This window comes from Hymenobacter segetis (genome assembly GCF_054776495.1).
Genome location: NZ_BAAHBV010000001.1, coordinates 2,084,279 through 2,100,411 on the forward strand (window position 1 = coordinate 2,084,279; position 16,133 = coordinate 2,100,411).

General features: G+C 60.1%; 13 protein-coding genes. 2 read left to right on the forward strand and 11 right to left on the reverse strand.

Going from position 1 to position 16,133, the window contains the following annotated elements; translation table 11 throughout:
- Nucleotides 1-167: 167 nt before the first annotated feature.
- Nucleotides 168-2,432 (reverse strand): sodium-translocating pyrophosphatase, encoded by a 2,265-nt coding sequence (locus ACYU70_RS08655; RefSeq protein ID WP_342301182.1) that lies wholly within the window; start codon nt 2,430-2,432, stop codon nt 168-170.
- A gap of 246 nt (nt 2,433-2,678) precedes the next feature.
- The gene (locus ACYU70_RS08660) at nt 2,679-3,593 is read right to left on the reverse strand and encodes a M20/M25/M40 family metallo-hydrolase (protein WP_342301184.1); all 915 of its coding nucleotides are present in this window, start codon (nt 3,591-3,593) and stop codon (nt 2,679-2,681) included.
- 120 nt (nt 3,594-3,713) lie between these two features.
- On the opposite strand from ACYU70_RS08660, the gene ACYU70_RS08665 reads away from it, so the two are divergent.
- Nucleotides 3,714-4,967 carry a tetratricopeptide repeat protein gene (locus ACYU70_RS08665; protein WP_342301186.1) on the forward strand — a complete coding sequence of 418 codons (1,254 nt, stop codon included), beginning with the start codon at nt 3,714-3,716 and terminating at the stop codon, nt 4,965-4,967.
- Nucleotides 4,968-4,977: 10 nt separating this feature from the next.
- The gene (locus ACYU70_RS08670; protein WP_342301188.1) at nt 4,978-6,339 is read left to right on the forward strand and encodes a hypothetical protein; all 1,362 of its coding nucleotides are present in this window, start codon (nt 4,978-4,980) and stop codon (nt 6,337-6,339) included.
- A gap of 2 nt (nt 6,340-6,341) precedes the next feature.
- Here ACYU70_RS08670 and ACYU70_RS08675 read toward each other — a convergent pair whose 3' ends face one another.
- From ACYU70_RS08675 to ACYU70_RS08715, 9 genes are all read right to left on the reverse strand, one after another.
- Complete coding sequence (locus ACYU70_RS08675; protein WP_342301189.1) at nt 6,342-7,412, reverse strand: glycosyltransferase family 4 protein; 1,071 nt, start codon at nt 7,410-7,412, stop codon at nt 6,342-6,344.
- A 7-nt stretch (nt 7,413-7,419) separates the two neighbouring features.
- Entirely contained in the window at nt 7,420-7,668 is a 249-nt protein-coding gene (locus ACYU70_RS08680) for a hypothetical protein (RefSeq protein ID WP_342301190.1), read from the reverse strand.
- Nucleotides 7,669-7,708: 40 nt separating this feature from the next.
- Nucleotides 7,709-8,590, reverse strand: coding sequence for a formyltransferase family protein (locus ACYU70_RS08685; RefSeq protein WP_342301191.1), 882 nt, complete (start codon nt 8,588-8,590; stop codon nt 7,709-7,711).
- On the reverse strand, nt 8,590-10,146 hold the full coding sequence (locus tag ACYU70_RS08690; protein WP_342301193.1) for a glycosyltransferase family 39 protein: 1,557 nt from the start codon (nt 10,144-10,146) through the stop codon (nt 8,590-8,592). Before ACYU70_RS08690 ends, ACYU70_RS08685 begins: the two co-directional genes overlap by 1 nt.
- Before the next feature lie 5 nt (nt 10,147-10,151).
- Nucleotides 10,152-11,300: a glycosyltransferase family 4 protein gene (locus ACYU70_RS08695; RefSeq protein ID WP_342301195.1), complete on the reverse strand. Its 1,149-nt coding sequence runs from the start codon at nt 11,298-11,300 to the stop codon at nt 10,152-10,154.
- Nucleotides 11,293-12,546 carry a glycosyltransferase gene (locus ACYU70_RS08700; protein ID WP_342301197.1) on the reverse strand — a complete coding sequence of 418 codons (1,254 nt, stop codon included), beginning with the start codon at nt 12,544-12,546 and terminating at the stop codon, nt 11,293-11,295. The genes ACYU70_RS08695 and ACYU70_RS08700 overlap by 8 nt, the downstream gene beginning before the upstream one ends.
- A gap of 134 nt (nt 12,547-12,680) precedes the next feature.
- The gene (locus tag ACYU70_RS08705; protein WP_342301199.1) at nt 12,681-14,462 is read right to left on the reverse strand and encodes an ABC transporter ATP-binding protein; all 1,782 of its coding nucleotides are present in this window, start codon (nt 14,460-14,462) and stop codon (nt 12,681-12,683) included.
- A gap of 138 nt (nt 14,463-14,600) precedes the next feature.
- Entirely contained in the window at nt 14,601-14,822 is a 222-nt protein-coding gene (locus ACYU70_RS08710; RefSeq protein WP_342301201.1) for a hypothetical protein, read from the reverse strand.
- Between the two features lie 64 nt (nt 14,823-14,886).
- On the reverse strand, nt 14,887-16,131 hold the full coding sequence (locus tag ACYU70_RS08715) for a glycosyltransferase family 4 protein (RefSeq protein ID WP_460615961.1): 1,245 nt from the start codon (nt 16,129-16,131) through the stop codon (nt 14,887-14,889).
- Nucleotides 16,132-16,133: the final 2 nt, after the last annotated feature.

Consider the following 16,133-nt stretch of genomic DNA (forward strand, 5'->3'; position numbering starts at 1 on the left):
CCTCGGCCTCCACCTCTCCCTCGGGTACCCGAGGGGAAGCCGAAGATGCGCAGGGATTGAAAACGGAGTAGAAAGCATGAAAAAAGCCGCGACAAATGTCGCGGCTTTTAGTAATCAGCAACCTTATTGCAAGCGCTTTGTGGGTGGATGCAAAGGCTGGCACTCCCCTACCGCACGCCGTGCAACACCGTGTAAATCACGCGAAATGCTGCTGGAGCAAAAGCTTCGGCGTAGCGAACGTGGGGCTGAACGACGGCTTCGATGCGCTCCTTTTCCAGGTGCACGGGAGCCATGCCGCGCTCGCCACCTTTCTCAGCAATGTGGGGCGCGATGACCAGCGACACGATGCTCATCAGCTTGATGAGGATGTTCATGCTCGGGCCGGAGGTATCCTTGAACGGGTCGCCCACGGTATCGCCCGTTACTGAAGCCTTGTGCGCGTCGGAGCCTTTGTACTGCATCACGCCGTTCACCATCACGCCTTTTTCGAAGGACTTTTTGGCGTTGTCCCAAGCCCCACCGGCATTGCTCTGGAACATGGCCATGAGCACGCCACTCACCGTGACGCCGGCCAGCAGGCCGCCTAGCACTTCGGGCGAAGACGCATTTGAGAACAGCCCCCGGCAGCCGAAGCCCACAATGATGGGCGTGAGCAAGGCGATAGCGCCGGGCAGAATCATCTCCCGAATAGCGGCTTGGGTCGAGATGGCTACGCACTTTTCGTATTCAGGCCGGCCGGTGCCTTCCATAATGCCCGGGATTTCGCGGAACTGGCGGCGCACTTCCTGCACCATGGCCATGGCCGCACGACCCACGGCGGCAATGGCCAGCGAGGAAAAGATGAACGGAATCATGGCCCCAATGAACACGCCGGCCAGCACGGGAGCTTTGCTGATGTCGATGGACGTGATGTTGGCCGTGCCCATGAAGGCGGCGAACAGCGCGAGCGACGTGAGCGCAGCCGAGGCGATGGCGAAGCCTTTGCCGGTGGCGGCGGTGGTGTTGCCCACGGCATCCAGAATGTCGGTGCGCTGGCGCACTTCTTTGGGCAGCTCGCACATTTCGGCGATGCCGCCGGCGTTATCGGCAATGGGGCCGAAGGCGTCGATGGCAAGCTGCATGGCGGTGGTGGCCATCATGCCAGCGGCGGCAATGGCCACGCCGTAGAGGCCGGCGGCTTCGTAGCTGAGTACGATGCCGGCCGCCAGCACCAGAATGGGCAGCACCGTGGATTCCATGCCCACGGCCAGCCCGCCGATGACGGTGGTGGCGTGGCCCGTGCTGCTTTGCTGAATGATGCTATTGACCGGGCGCTTGCCCATGGCCGTGTAATACTCGGTGATGATGCTCATCAAAGTACCTACCACCAGGCCTACCAGCACGGCGTAAAAAACATGCATGGCATCGAAGCTGATGCCGCGAATGGTGAAGGTGCCGGAAGGCAGAATCCACATGATGAGGCCGTAGGCTCCGGCTGCGGATACTGCTACCGAAATGTAGTTGCCGGTGTTGAGTGCGCCTTGCACGTTGCCACCTTCTTTTACGCGCACACAGAGGATGCCGATGAGCGAGGCGATAATGCCCATACCCGCAATAGCCATTGGCAAAAAGATGGGCGAGAGGCCTCCGAACTGGTCGTTGGTCACAGTTACTTCGCGGCCCAATACCATGGTGGCCAAAATAGTAGCGACGTAGGAGCCAAACAAGTCAGCCCCCATGCCGGCCACGTCGCCCACGTTGTCGCCCACGTTGTCGGCGATGGTGGCGGGGTTGCGGGGGTCGTCTTCGGGAATGCCGGCTTCGACTTTGCCCACAAGGTCAGCCCCTACGTCGGCCGCTTTGGTGTAGATGCCGCCGCCCACGCGGGCAAACAGGGCAATGCTTTCAGCGCCCAAAGAGAAGCCGGTGAGGACTTCGAGGGCTTTTTCCATCTCTGCGCCATTGGCGAGTCCGCTGGGCACGAACAACTTATAAAACACAATAAACAACGAGCCCAGGCCCAGCACGGCCAGCCCGGCCACGCCCATGCCCATCACCGAGCCGCCCGAAAACGACACGTTCAGCGCGGTGCTGAGGCTCGTTTTGGCGGCCTGCGCGGTGCGCACGTTGGCTTTGGTGGCGATTTTCATCCCAATAAAACCGGCCAATGCCGAAAACACGCCCCCAATCAGAAACGCGATGACGATGATGGGGCTCGAGTTGCCGCTCGTAGTGCCCAAGTAGAATAGGAAGGCCCCGGCGATGAGGCCAAATAGGGCCAGCACCTTGTATTCGGCCTTGAGAAAGGCAATGGCCCCGTCGGCGATATAGCCGGCGATGGTGGTCATGCGGGCATCACCGGCATCCTGCTTCGTGACCCAACCGGCGCGCAGCCAGGTATAGAGCAAGGCAAAAATGCCCAAGGCGGGCACGGCGTAAAGGTATGGGGTCATAAAAAGTGAATGGGTGGGAAAAAGTGAGTTGAGCGGTTTTCGGTTCGCAAAGTAGCGGAAATCCTATCGAATACAAGATTTTCAATTAACGCCTTTAGCAAAAGCACCTTGCCGGGTTACTCAAGCCAGCGAAAAGCGGGTAAGCCGGCCCTCTGACCGCACGCAAAAAGGCCTGATTTGAATTGCTCAAATCAGGCCTTTTTCATTCATTTTTCGTTCGCTGTCGGGGCCACAACCGGCGTCCAGCTATAGTTTCTGCATCAACTCCTGATAAAGGGCCAGCATACTGGCAATGTCGCGCTTGTCAACCAGCTCATCGGGCGAGTGCACATGGTCCTCGGGCGCGCCGATGAAGCACCAGTCCCAAGGCGCGGCGGCATGCTGCAATTCCTTGGCATCGGAACCGCCGCTGCCTTCTACCTCCAGCTGATGAGGAATGCCCGAATCGACTGCAATGGCCCGAATCCGGTTGACATAGGCCCGGCGCGGAATGAGCGAGTCGCGTAGCGAGATGGCACAGCCCTGGCCGGCGTGCACCCCCTCGGTGACCCAGGTGATGTCCGAAATCAGGGCCTGGCGCACGCCGTAGGTTTCGTAGATGTATTTGGCGAGGTAGGCCACCGAGCCGCCGCCGTGCTCTTCCCAGCACGAAAAGGCAATGATGCCGTCCTCCAGGGTTTCGCACAGGCGTAGGGCATTCCACACGCCGAGGCGGTTGTCGAGGTAGCAGCTTTGCACGGTGGTGGCCGTTTCGCGGAAGTCGCAGTAGAACGTGAGCTCGGTGCCCCGGTCAATATCGCGGTGGAACGCGTAGCCCAGTTCGCCCGTTTCTTCGTCAACGGTTAACGTACAGTCTACTTCTCCTTGCGAATCCTTTCCTACCAGGCGGTACCCCGCTTCGGCCTGCGGGCCGCCAATTCGGACCAACTGCCGGCCATAGCGCACTGTGAAACCGATGCTATCGAGATGGGCAAAAACGGCCGTGCGCGGCTTTCCGAACACCAGCAGGATGCAGTCCTGAAACCGTTCGTCGGCGATGATTTGGGGTTGGTGCCGCCAGGCATGCTGCTGCTGCCGAACGTAATCGAGTACAAATTGGGTGAGCGCGGCTTCGTTGCCGGCGGGGGCCGGCAGGCGGCAAAGCGAGTGGAGCAGGTGCATAAGCGAGCAGAAGTACGGCCAAAGCTAGGGCAAACTCCGTACTTTAGCAGGCCCGTTCCCTGCACTTCCTCATCTGTGCCGGCAGAACAAGGGTTTGGGGCTGCTATCTACTCTCATTCTATGCTGCGTTCGCTGTTTTGTATCTGCCTGGGGTTGCTCATGCTGCCATTGCTGGGCAGGGCCCAAACGCCCGATACAATCCGCACCCCGCCCCCGATGAAGACGGTGGCGCTCGACTCGGTGGGCGTGTTGCCCTCGGCCATTGATACCAAAGGCTGGCTGCTGATGGACAAGGACATCCAGATGGAGCTGGATGGGGCCGTCTATAATATTTACAACTTTAAGTTCGACAAGGCCGAAAAGCAGTTCCGCTCGCTGCGCCGCCGCTACCCGAACCACCCCATGGCGTATTTTATGCTGGGGCTGAGCACCTGGTGGAAAATTCGCCCCACCAACTTCCAGAGCACGCAGTACGACAAGCCCTTTTTCGCCTACATGGACACGGCCATCACCAAGGCCCAGGCACTCTACGACGCGGATAATCACAACTACGAAGCCAGCTTCTTTCTCTCGGCGGCTTACGGCTTCGATGCCCGCCTGCACGCCGAGCGGCACGACTGGCGCAAGGCCACCGTGGGGGCCCGTCGCTCACTTAACTATCTTAAAAAGAGCCAGGAAGCCAATGGACTGAGCCCGGAATTTCAGTTCGGCCAGGCCTTGTTCAATTACTACGCCGTCTGGATTCCGGACAATTACCCGCTGCTCAAGCCCGTGCTGCTGTTCTTCCCAAAGGGCGACAAGAAGCTGGGTCTGGAGCAATTGCGGAGCGTGGCTACCAACGGTTTTTATACGGCCACCGAGGCCCGGGTATTTCTCATGGGCATCCTCAAAAACGAGGAGAACAACGCCGAAGAAGCCATGCCCGTGGCCAAATTTCTGGCCAACAAGTTTCCGGACAACGGCTATTTCCAACGGTTTTACGCGCTGCTGGCCTACGACCAGGGCGAATTCACGGACTGCGAGCGGGTAAGTCGCGAAATTCTGGACAAGATTAACAAGGGCATGCCGGGCTACGAAGGCATCAGCGGGCGCTACGCCAGCTACTTCCTGGGCTACCTGATGCAGAACCGCTACCGCGACATTGCCAAAGCCAAAGACTACTACCAGCGGTGCATCGTGTTTGCCGAAAGCACGGGCGACACTTCCGGCGGGTTTTATTTGTTTGCCAATGCCAACCTGGCCCGCCTCGCGGTGAAGGACAAGGACTTGGCGGCCGCCAAGCGCTATTACGCGGTAGTGGCCGACAAAGCCGACCACAAATCGGAACAATACAAAGAGGCCAAGGCGTGGTTGAAAAAGAACCCCAAAGCCTAGCCCGCGCATTATGGAGCTAAAGGATTTATATATTACCCCGCTTTATCTGGCTCTTATATACGGCATTGCCTTCGGGGTGCGCGGGTCGGTGACGAACGTGTATACGAAGAAGTATTTCATTCCAGCCCTGACAGTCAAGATAGTAGGCGCCATTGCCCTGGGCATCCTGTACCACACGCTCTACAGCGGCGACACGAACAACTACTTCAAGCAGGCCGGCATTATCTACCACGCCTTCGGCGACTCCTTCACGGCGGGCCTAGAGCTGGTGACCACTTCCGGCGATGTAACCCCCGCCATTGCCAAGTACACCGGCCAGATGCAGTGGTTCGGGCGTGGCAGCAACGAATACTTTGTGGTTCGGGTAGCGGCGGTGTTTGCCGTGTTTAGCTTTTATACTTATACCGTTATCGCAGTGCTGTTTGCGGCCATTACTTTCAGCGGTATGTGGGTGATGTACATGACGTTTGCCAAAATTCGGCCGCAGGTATACAAAGAGTTAGCAATTGCCGTTTTTTTCCTGCCGTCAGTATTTTTCTGGGGTTCAGGCCTGCTCAAGGACTCGTTATGTATGGGGGCATTGGGGTGGCTGTTCTATTGTTTTTACCGCGGAGCCATTGAGCGCAAGAATATCATTCGCTGCGTGGTGCTGGGCGTAATGATGGGCGGGGTTATCCTGTCGATGAAGACGTACATTCTGCTCGCGTTTATGCCGCCGGCGCTGTTGTGGGTATTCAACGAAAACACCCGCAACATTAAGAGCGCGGCGGTACGCTGGGTGGCCAAACCTTTGTTTCTGGGAGTTGGCGGGATGGTGGCCCTCTTCGCCATGTCGCAGTTGGCCGCCGCCGATGCGCGCTTCAACCTAGACAAAATCGGCGAGCAGAGTAAGCTAACGGCTGACTACCTGCAACAGGTAAGTAAATCTGAACAGGGTTCGGGCTACAACATTGGGGTTCAGGATGGTACCCTAAGCGGTATGGCCAAGCTGGCACCCCAAGCCATTATCGTTTCGCTGTTCCGGCCATTCCTGTGGGAAGCCCGCAACCCGACTATGCTACTGTCGGCCCTAGAAGCCTCGTATTTTATCCTGCTGACGCTGCGCATCTTCTGGCGCGTAGGTTTTTTCAAGACCCTCGGCGCGATAGGAAGTGTGCCCGTGCTTACGCTCTGTTTTGTATTCAGCCTGATTTTTGCTATTTCGGTAGGAATTTCCAGCGGCAACTTTGGCACCCTAGTGCGCTATAAAATTCCGCTTATGCCCTTCTACCTGAGTGGTTTGTATATCCTGCAAAGCATCACGGTGCCGCAGGCCGCTGCCCGCGCCGGGCAGCGGCGCGTAGCGGGTGTGCCCCGCCTAGCGCGTGCTTAGGCTTAGCTGAACAGGTTCAGGAAGTTGGGGGTGTTAGCGAGTACCGAGTAGCGTTGCTCGATGGTGGCGCGGGCGGCCGCGCCCAAGTGCTGTCGGAGGCTGGCATCGGCCAGCAGCTGGCGTAGGCTGGCTTCCCATTCAGCAGGCGTAGCGCACACAAAACCGTTGTAGCCGTGCTGCACCACTTCGGTATTCATGCCCACCGGCGACACCAGCGCGGGCACGCCTAAGGCCATGTACTGCAGGGCCTTAAAGGCACATTTGCCTTTGGCCCACGGGTCGTCCTCCAGCGGCATCAGGCCTACGTGAAAGCCCAGCAAGTCGGCTATTTCCGTGTCTTTGCGCCAGGGCAGGTACACGAGGGAATTCAGTGGGAAAGCGGGGGGCTGGTTGGAAATAACCCGGAATTCGAAGTCCAGTCCTTCGGCTTCCAGCTTGGCCAGCACCGGCACCACTTGGTCGAGGTACTTGAGGGTGGAGTGCGTGCCGGTCCAGCCGATGACGAGACGGCCGGGCGCGGCCTGGTCGCGCACCTGATTGTGCAGGTGCACCGTATCGATGGTAGTGGGGTTGACCACGGCGCGGGGGTTGAACTGCCGGGCATAATCGGCCAGGTAGGCATTGCCGCAGCTGTTTTTATAGGCCCAGCTGCAGATGTCGGCCACCTTGTGGTGCCACTTCACGCCGGCCGCTATTTTGTTGGCTTCGGACGTATTGGCCAGCCAGATGGCATCGTCGAAATCGTAGATAATCTTCTTGCCGAGGACTTTGCTGATAATCCACTCGAACACCGGCGGCCCCACGGGCGCGGCTTCGCGGTGCACGAACACGAAATCATAGTTCGGCACGCGGAACATGAGCGCCAGCCGCCGGGCAAAACCGCCCAGAATGCCCAATACCTTAGCACCCGCCTGGCCCGGCTGGTAGAGGATGTTCCAAGTAGCCACCGAGATGAACGGGGCCAGGTGGTAGGTGTGCCCGGCCGCCGTAAGGATATCCAGGTACTGCTCGAAGCGAAAACGCTGGGAAGGTGCCCGGCCGGGCGGATAAGGCACGAGAAATAAAATGCGCATACTGGAATTAATAGGTCTGGTAAAAGCCCGGGACCTCGCCGGTGATATTGAGCAGCAGCGCGACCATTTCCAGCGTATCGGTGCAGGAAGTGGTGGGCAACACTTTGCGAAAACCCAATTGCTTCCCCAAAAACCGATGCGCCCGCTGGATAAACAGTTCATCACCGTAAATCCTGCCGAAACGCACCGCTTGCTCGACGGAGCGGATTTCGTTGCCAGGGAAATACGGTTTGTTGAAGGGAATGGGGGGATGCATGCGCGGCAGTAGGCCGGCAAAGGTACGGCCAGACCGGGCCTTACTCGAAGTGCGACCGGAACCGGGCCAGCGGCAGGGCGTCGTCGCCCTTGCTGTTGCGCAGGGTGGTGAGGCGGAGCAGGCCGGTGCCGCATACCACTACGGGCTGCCCGGCACGCACAAACAGCACTTTGCCCGGCGTGCGGTTCTCAATCTTCACATCGGGCTCGGGCTCGGCAGCCAGCACGCGGTGTAGCTGGCCGTTGAGTATCGTACTGGCTCCCTGGTAGGGCCAGCCCAACGCATCGACGAAGCGGCGGATGGTGGCGCTATCGGCCCGCCAGTCGATGCGGTAATCCTGCTCGTCGCGCCAGAGACTGTACGTGGCATCGGCTTCATTTTGTGGAGTACCGGGCAATAGCTGGCCGGCACGGAGGCCGGGCCAGAGCTGCGTTATCAGCTCCAGATAGCACTCGACGGCTAATTGAATGGCATCAGCAATGCGCAGCGGATACTGCACCGGGCGTGAGGCCTGGCCGAGTATCGGCCCTTGGTCAAATTCGCCCGTGGCGAATAGGGCGGTCACGCCAATAATGGGTTCGCCATTAATAAGGTAGCTTACCAGCGGCGCGAAGCCGCGGTAGCGGGGTAGCAGGCTGTCGTGCAGGATAATAAGCTGGCCAACATCGGCAATCAACCAGCGCCACGATACGGCCAGCGCGTAAGTCGTGGTTGCAACTGGCTGCGTATTCCGGCGCTGAAACGGAATACCGGACTGCGCACACAGGTACTGGATTTCGGCAAAAAAATCCTGCTCCAGTCTGGGGTCCGGCGCGCCCACCACCAGGGATATCACCGAAATATCAAGATGAGCTACTATGTGCTGGAGCACCCGGTAGCCCTTTTCCGTCATCAGGAACAGGGTAAGACTTGGATTTGCCATCAACCTTTCGTGGGTTTCTTCGTCGACGATGTAGAACGGGCGGGCCCAGCCGTGATGGCTTGGTGCTCGGGGTTCGGAAGCGTGGCGGGCCACCAGCGCCCCAGCCAGAGGGCTGCCGGCACGAGCAGCAGCACATCGGCCTGCAACAGATAGCGCATTTCCAGCCCCCGGTATAGAAAGCAAATGTAAAAGTACAGCCCCCCCGCAACGGCTGCTACCAGCCAACGGGCATTGCGCTGCCCCTTTAGCACCAGTAATCCCCCCCAACCCAGCAGCAGCAGCGCGGTTCGGTAGCCCAATAGCAACCGCAATAGCCCCGTGTAGGGCAGCGCAGGGCGTGGAGCCAGGGCCTGGTCCGTGGTCAGGGACGATTTGAACAAGGCTTTCCGAAGGTTCTGCAGCGGAACATCAAAACAAAACCGAACGGGATGCTCGGCCATGAACTGCTGGCGCAAGGCTTGGAAACCCGCTCCGATTTCCGCATTGCAATGCTGAAAATGATGACGCTGGTACGCTGTATCGGCACGCATTGCGGCGGCGTTGCGGTAGCGGGTGCCGTTGCCAGCGCCACTGCGCAACACCCAGAAGCCAGACCCGCACTGCCGTGCCTGAACTACCAGTCGTTGGGCTTGCGCCTGGGTGGCCGCCGAGCCGAAGGTAGCCGCCGCCGGAAAGCGAACGGCTCCCGTGCCTACCAGAACCGAGTCGAGCCAGGGGTTTTCGTCAGGCGTCCAGCAGTGCACCCATTGGTAGAACTCGTCGACGTCGGAAGTCTGGTTGGCGTAGCCCGCGGCCCGGGGTTTTAGTAGGATGAGGCGGTGCGCCAACAAGTAGTTGCGCACGGGCCAGCCTCCATATAGTAACCCAAAACCGACCGCCACCAAAGCGGCGTAGCGCACCAGTCCCCGCTCCCGCTCCGCCCAGCATTGCCATAGCAGCCAGGCAAACGTGATGGGCAGCAGGATGCCCATGTACTCCCGCACCAGCAGCCCGAGGGCCAATAGCATGCCCAACCCCAACGCGTACGCTGCCGTGGGCCGCCAGTGCAGCAATGCCCACAGCCACAGCAAAGTCAGGTCGACACTGAGGATTTCGGTGCCCATTACGGGTATCCAGACGATGATAAACGGATAGGTGGCGTATAGCAATGCCCCTAGATAAGCCGTGCGCGGCCGGTGAGGCTCCAGCCGGTGCAGGATGGCGAATATCAGCCCAATGGCCCCGGTATCCAGCAGCACCTGGCTCCAGGCAGTGGCGGCAGCGGCCCGCTCGCTGCCAAATAAAATCCAGTGCGCACCATAGAAAAACGGGTAGCCCGGCAATCGACCAAAAGCTGCGTCAGGCTCCAGAAAATCAAACGTATAGCGCCCTTTATTCCACAAGTTTTCGAACGCTAGGGTGTAAGACGACGAATCACCGTTCAGGGCAAAGTATTCAGGGCTGTGGTACATCACGGCCGTGCCCTTGAGCAAAAAGGCTATCCGCAGCCCTAGCCCCAGCAGCAATATCCCGAACAACCAGCCCGCGGCTATGCGATTGGGAACAGTTGAGCTCATGGGTGTTAGGGGCGCGCCAGCACCTGACGGTAGCACGCGTCCAGCCGCTCATACGTATGGGCCGGGGCAAATTTCTGCCGGACGAATAAACGGCTGGCCGCCGAGAATTGCTGCCGCAACGCCTCATTGCCGGCCAGGGCTACGATGGCTTCGGCCATTGCCGGCACGGCGCGGTTTGGCACCAGCAGCCCTGATTTCCCGTTTTCAAACAGCTCGGCAGGCCCCCCGCAATCGGTGGCAATGAGTGGCACCCCATAATAGAGCGCATCAAGACAGGTGAGGGAAAAAGACTCGGCTTCCGAGAAATTCAGTACGATGTCGTGCGCCTTCATAGCGGCCTCCGTATTGGCCGCGAACCCGTCGAAATGCACTACTTCGGCCAGGCCAGCGGCCCGGGCAGCAGCTTCGAGTTCCTGTCGGAATTCCTGGTTTTTCACCATGCCCATATCGCCGCCCACAAAGTGCAGGCGAAGGTTCGGGTTGCGGGCATACGCCTGCCCAAAGGCCTCCAACGCAAAGTTCTGGCCCTTGCCCCGGATGTAGTTGCTGAGATATAGCAGCCGCACCGGGCCGTCGCTTCCGGCAGCTACTGCGTACGGTGGCAGCTCCTCCCCACGCGCGGGCAAAGGGTCATACACGGTGCGCACCCCGGCATGAGCCGGCGCAAAATAGCTCCGCACGGCTTCCGACACGCATAGCACTTGCTGGGCGGCATGCTCGGCCAGCCAGCGCCAGGTGCGGGCTAGTGGCTGCGGCAGGGTCTGGGGCAAAAACCGCACGTGGGTGAGCACCTGCAGCTGTCCCAAGCTAAAAAACCGCGCCACGTAGCCCGTGAGATTGTAGAAATCGTTGAGATGCACCAAGCGTGCGCCCCGCTTTTGGGCCAGCCGATGAAGCCGCCAGCCGTTGAGCAGCAGCAACGGCACGTATTTCAATAAATCGGCCTTGCGGCGGCTGATTTCCACAAATGGCAGCTCGTGCACCACGTAGCCGTCGGCTTCCAGCACGGGCCGGCCGGTGCTGCCGGTGGGCAGCACGTACTCAAAGCGCAGCCCCGGCCGCAAGGGCCCGGTGGCATGGCGCATGGCATTGAGCGCGCCGGTCACCGCACGGGAATTGTCGATGACCAGCACCAGCGGCGATGACTTATCCACGGCTCATCTCCTCCACCAATTGCACCCACTGTCCAAAAATGCGCTCCCGCGTGAAGTCCTGCATGCGCTCGCGGGCCAGCTGGCCCAGGCGCTGCTGTTCGGGGGCATCGGCGAGCAGGGCGGCCATGGTTTCGGTCCACACGGCCTGGTCGGCTGCGAGCGTGGCGGGCTGCGTGAGCATGGGCAGCAGCAGGCCAAAGGCTCCGCGCTCGGCTTGGCGCAGGGCGGTGGCGGGGGCTTCGGTGGCCGGGGCCAGCATTTCGCGGGGGCCGGTGGGGCAGTCGGTGCTCAGCACCGGCAGGCCGCAAATCATGGCTTCGCCCAGGGCCATGGGGAAGCCTTCCCAGGACGAGGGAAACACGAAGGCCGTGGCGGGCCGCAGGTACTTGAAGGGATTTTGCTGCAAGCCCAGGAAGTACACGTCGTAGTCGGGCGTGAGCGGGGTTGGACTTTCCCAGGCGGCGTACACGCGCAGGCCCAGCGCCCGGGCGCGGGTAGTGAGCTGGTCGCGCAGCTCGCCATCGCCCACAAAGACGAGCTTAACGGGCTGGCGGCGGCGCAATTCGGCGAAGGCATCGAGCAGGGGGCCTTGGTTCTTTTGCAGCGTGAGGCGGCCCGAGGTTACCAGCACCGGGGCAGCGGCATATACCGCCGCCTCGGCAGCCGACAGGGACTCCCGGCTTTTGGCCTCAATCTCGGCCACTTCAAAGAAATTATTAATCGTCAGCAACTTGGCGGGCTTCACACCAAAGCCGTTGACCAGCTCCGGAATAATGTCGCGGCTGACGGTCACGATGCGGTCGGCCCGGTTGTAGAGGGCGGGGATGAGCACGTTTTTGCGCAGCCAGCCCACCGGCCCCCGAATGTTGGCATCGTGCAGCTTGGAGCCGTGCACGCAGAGGATGGTTTTGCCGGGGCCGCCGCTCAGCAGGTTCACGTAGTCGGCCCCTTCCAGGTGGCTGATGACCACGGCCGGCTGCAGGCGCTCGCGCAGCTGGCGCAGCCCGCTGATGCGTCGCCGGAAGTTCTGGATTTTGGCCAGTGCCCCCCCTCCCCCGCTCACGTCGAGGCTCACCACGGGGTTGCCGCTGGGGTACAGGTCGCCGCCCTCCAGGTTGAATACGGCCTCCGTGACGGCGTAGTGCCGGGCCAGCTCTACGCTGTGGTCGTGAAAGACGCGCTGGGCGCCGCCCAGCCCCAGATTCGGTATCAACAACAGGATTTTCGTGCGGATTGTGTTTGCCATATTAAGTAAATGCGCCCACCTGCTTCGGGACGAAAACGGCCCGAATAAATGCGGCTTAGCCAATTTTACGCCGCGCCTGTTTGGCACGTGGCAGGCCGGTTTGGCGCGGAGCAAAGTTAACCCCGCAACAGGCTTCACCCCGAATGCGGCAGCTCATCGTACCGATGCACGCCCACGATGCGCCCCTGGCGCATGTCGTATATGCGGTCGCACTCCCGCAGAGTGGTCAGACGGTGGGCAATGATAAGAATGGTCATGTCGGTGTGAGCTAGGTGCGTAATGGCCTCGTTCACTTCGCGTTCGGTTTCGTTGTCGAGGGCACTGGTGGCTTCGTCGAGCAGTAAGATTTCGGCCTGTTTATACAAAGCCCGCGCAATGCCGATGCGCTGCCGCTGCCCGCCCGAAAGCTTCGCCCCCCGCTCGCCGATGAGGGTGGCCAAGCCCCGGGGCAAAGCCGCCACGAAATCTGCCAGCGAGGCCTGCGCAATGGCATAGCGCAGCCGCTCGGCATCGACCTCGTGGGCGGGCGCGCCCAGCGTCACGTTGTCCTGAATGGATGCTTCCATCAGAAAGGTGTCCTGCCGAACGTAGCCCACCAGTTCGTACCAGGCCTGCAAGTGCTGCGGCGTCAGGGCCTGCCCGTCTACCAGCACCCGCCCGTGTTGCTCGCGGTAGAAGCGCAGCAACACGTTCATAAGCGTAGTTTTGCCCGAGCCAGACGAGCCGACAAATCCAATTTTTTCGCCCCTCCCAATGCGCAGGCTGATGTGTTGCAACACCGGCACTTCAGCGGCGGACTGGTCCGGAAAGGTGAAGGAAACATCGTCCAGCACCAGCTCACGACGGAAAGGCAGCGGCAATTGCACGGCGGGCGGGGTTTCGTCAAACGCCGCCCCCCGAAACAATTCCAGGTTTTCGAGCGCATACTGGTTCTGCTTGATGAGCACCACGGCGGTGAACATGCGGTTGACCGAAGGCATGAGGCGGTAGGCGGCCGCCGCAAACGTGCCCACCAACGCCAGCAGCCCCCCGCTCCCCACCGGGCCATACAACGAATACAGGAAAATGGTGAGCACCCCCATAATGGCCACCATTTCGATGACGCGCACGGGCAGTAGCGCGTACAGGTATGCTTCGGCATCGAGGGCCTGCACGGCGGCCTGGTTCCGTAGCAGGCGCTCAGCAAACTGGCCCTGGCGGCCGGCCAGCTTCAACTCGACAAAGCCCGCAAATAAGTCCTGAATGATGCTGAACGATGCCGGCCGTAATTCATTCAGCTCGTTGCCGATGCGGCGCGACCGGGTGCGCAGGGCGCGGTAGGTGAGCAGCGCAGCCGGGGCCAGCACCAGCAGCAGAATAACCAGCAGAATTGGCTTATACAGCAAAATGCCCACGCCAATCACCAGCACCACGGTCAGCTCCGAGAAGAAGGTGAACAAGGGCCGCACTACCCCACTCACGTAGGTACTGGGCACCTGCACGGCGCTGTTTATCAAGTTGGCCGAGCCAAAATCGGTTAAATACCAGAACGGCAGGTGCAGGTATTTGCGCAGTTGGCTTTGAATAATTTCCAGGCCCACCGCCGCCGTAAACCGGGCCTGGATGTAATTGACCCAGGTGCTAAAGAGGTTTTTGAGCAGGAAAAAAGCCAGCAGCCCCGCTATCAGCGCCACCAGAAAGGTGCGCTCCGAGCCGAACCCTGCGTATTGGTAGATGGCGAAGAAAAAAGGGCTTTGCCGCACCCCGCCCGGCTGGGCCGCCACCAGCAACACCGGCACCAGCGAGGCCAGTCCGAACACATCCAGCACCGACGAAACCAGTAGCAGCCCAAACTGCACCGCCGCCTGCCGGCGCTGTTTCGGCCCCACGTAGTAAGCCACGCTGCGCAGCGCCGTAGGAATAATGCCGTGTATCATAGTGGAGCCGGTGGGCTAGCAGCCGGAGGAAGCTTATCCGGCGCAGCCATGGCATACGCATTACCCGCCCCGACAGCCCACTGCGCCGGGGGACGGGGCAAGGATATCACGCATTCACCTAAGGCTACAGGCGCTGCCTCATGCCGATTTTTTGGAGGCCAGCCGCATGAAGGGCTGCTCTACAAAACGATAGAACAGGTAGGCTCCGGCCAAGGCAACCGCAACCGACAGGCCCGTGATGAGGAGCTTATTCGCCGTGGTGGTGGGCGGAATAATTTTTATCAGCACAAACTCGCAGGAAATATCGATGAGGACGTGCAGCGGATAAATGGAGTACGCCCGCGGACCTTTGCCGACCAAATATCCCAGTGACAGCTGCTCTGCAACAGCTCATATTGGTTTTTCGAATGCTTTTCAGCAGATATTATTCGTGCGGAACTATTGCTTTAGCGCAATCCTGGTACAAGCTCATGTAAGAGGCCACGCAGCGGCTCATGTCAAACTTGGCGAAAGCCTGGGGGGCCAGGGCCTGGTGCCGGAGCAGCAGGTCCGGCTCCGTAGCGTAGCGCTTCATGGCCTGGTATAGCTGCTGGACATCGGCCAGCCCCTGCGCGGGGAAATCGGTGAGTAGCCCCGCTTCCTGGCCATCATCAGTGCGAATCATCTGCTCAATTTCGCCCACATTGGTGGATATCACGGCTTTGCCGCAGAACAGGTACTCCGCGATGGAATTGGGCAGGCTTTCTTTCAGGGACGAGGCCAGAATGCCCACATCGAAAGCGGCGGCACAATCGACGGGGTTGTTCACGAAACCCAGGAAGCGCAGGTCCTCGTCGGCAGCATGGGTGGCCCGGAGCTGGTCGAGGAACGCACTGGCCCCCACCAGCACCAGTTTCATGGGGCGTGGCACGGTGGCGCGCAGCTGCTGAAAAGCACTGATAACGGGCTCCCAACCCTTTTCCGGCACGCCGCGCGCCACCATACCAAACACCAGTTCGTCGGGGCCAATGCCCAGCGCCGCGCGAGTGTAGCTGGCGGCTTCGCTGGAGAAGCGGCCTTCCATGCCATTGTAAATCCGGCGTACCTGAATGTGGGTGGCGGGGCCAATGCCGGCGGCGGGCTGAATTACCTCCAAATTTTGCTCCGACAAATACGCGATGCCGTTGATGCGGGCAATGGTTTCTGCCAGCTTTTGCGGGTAGTTGGGAATGGCGTACTGCTGCTGTTGCCGGTAAAAAACCAGGAACTGTTCGTAATCACCGTGCATGGTCACCACCAGCGGCACACGCGGAAACGCCTGGAGCGCCTGCGCCTGCAAATGGTCGCACTTGAAGGTATTGCTGCTGACAACGTCAATTTTCCGGGTCCGGATAACCTCGCGCAAGTGTTTTAGCAGCACCCGTTTGCGCAGGCTTACCGCCCAGCCCTTGCGCTGGAACCAATCGTCGGCGCGGGAAATCAACAAATCCAGCTTTTCGTTGGCCGGCTGGTACTGCAGCAACTCCACATCCGGGGCCAGGCGCTTAACCAAATCGTGCTCCGTGTACTGCCAGTACATGTTGTATAAATACACCTTGTTTCCGGCCTCGTGCAGGGCCTGAGCCAGACGTAAGGCAAAGGTTTGGGCACCTCCAATACGAAACTCCTCAACGGCAACCAGAATATTCATCA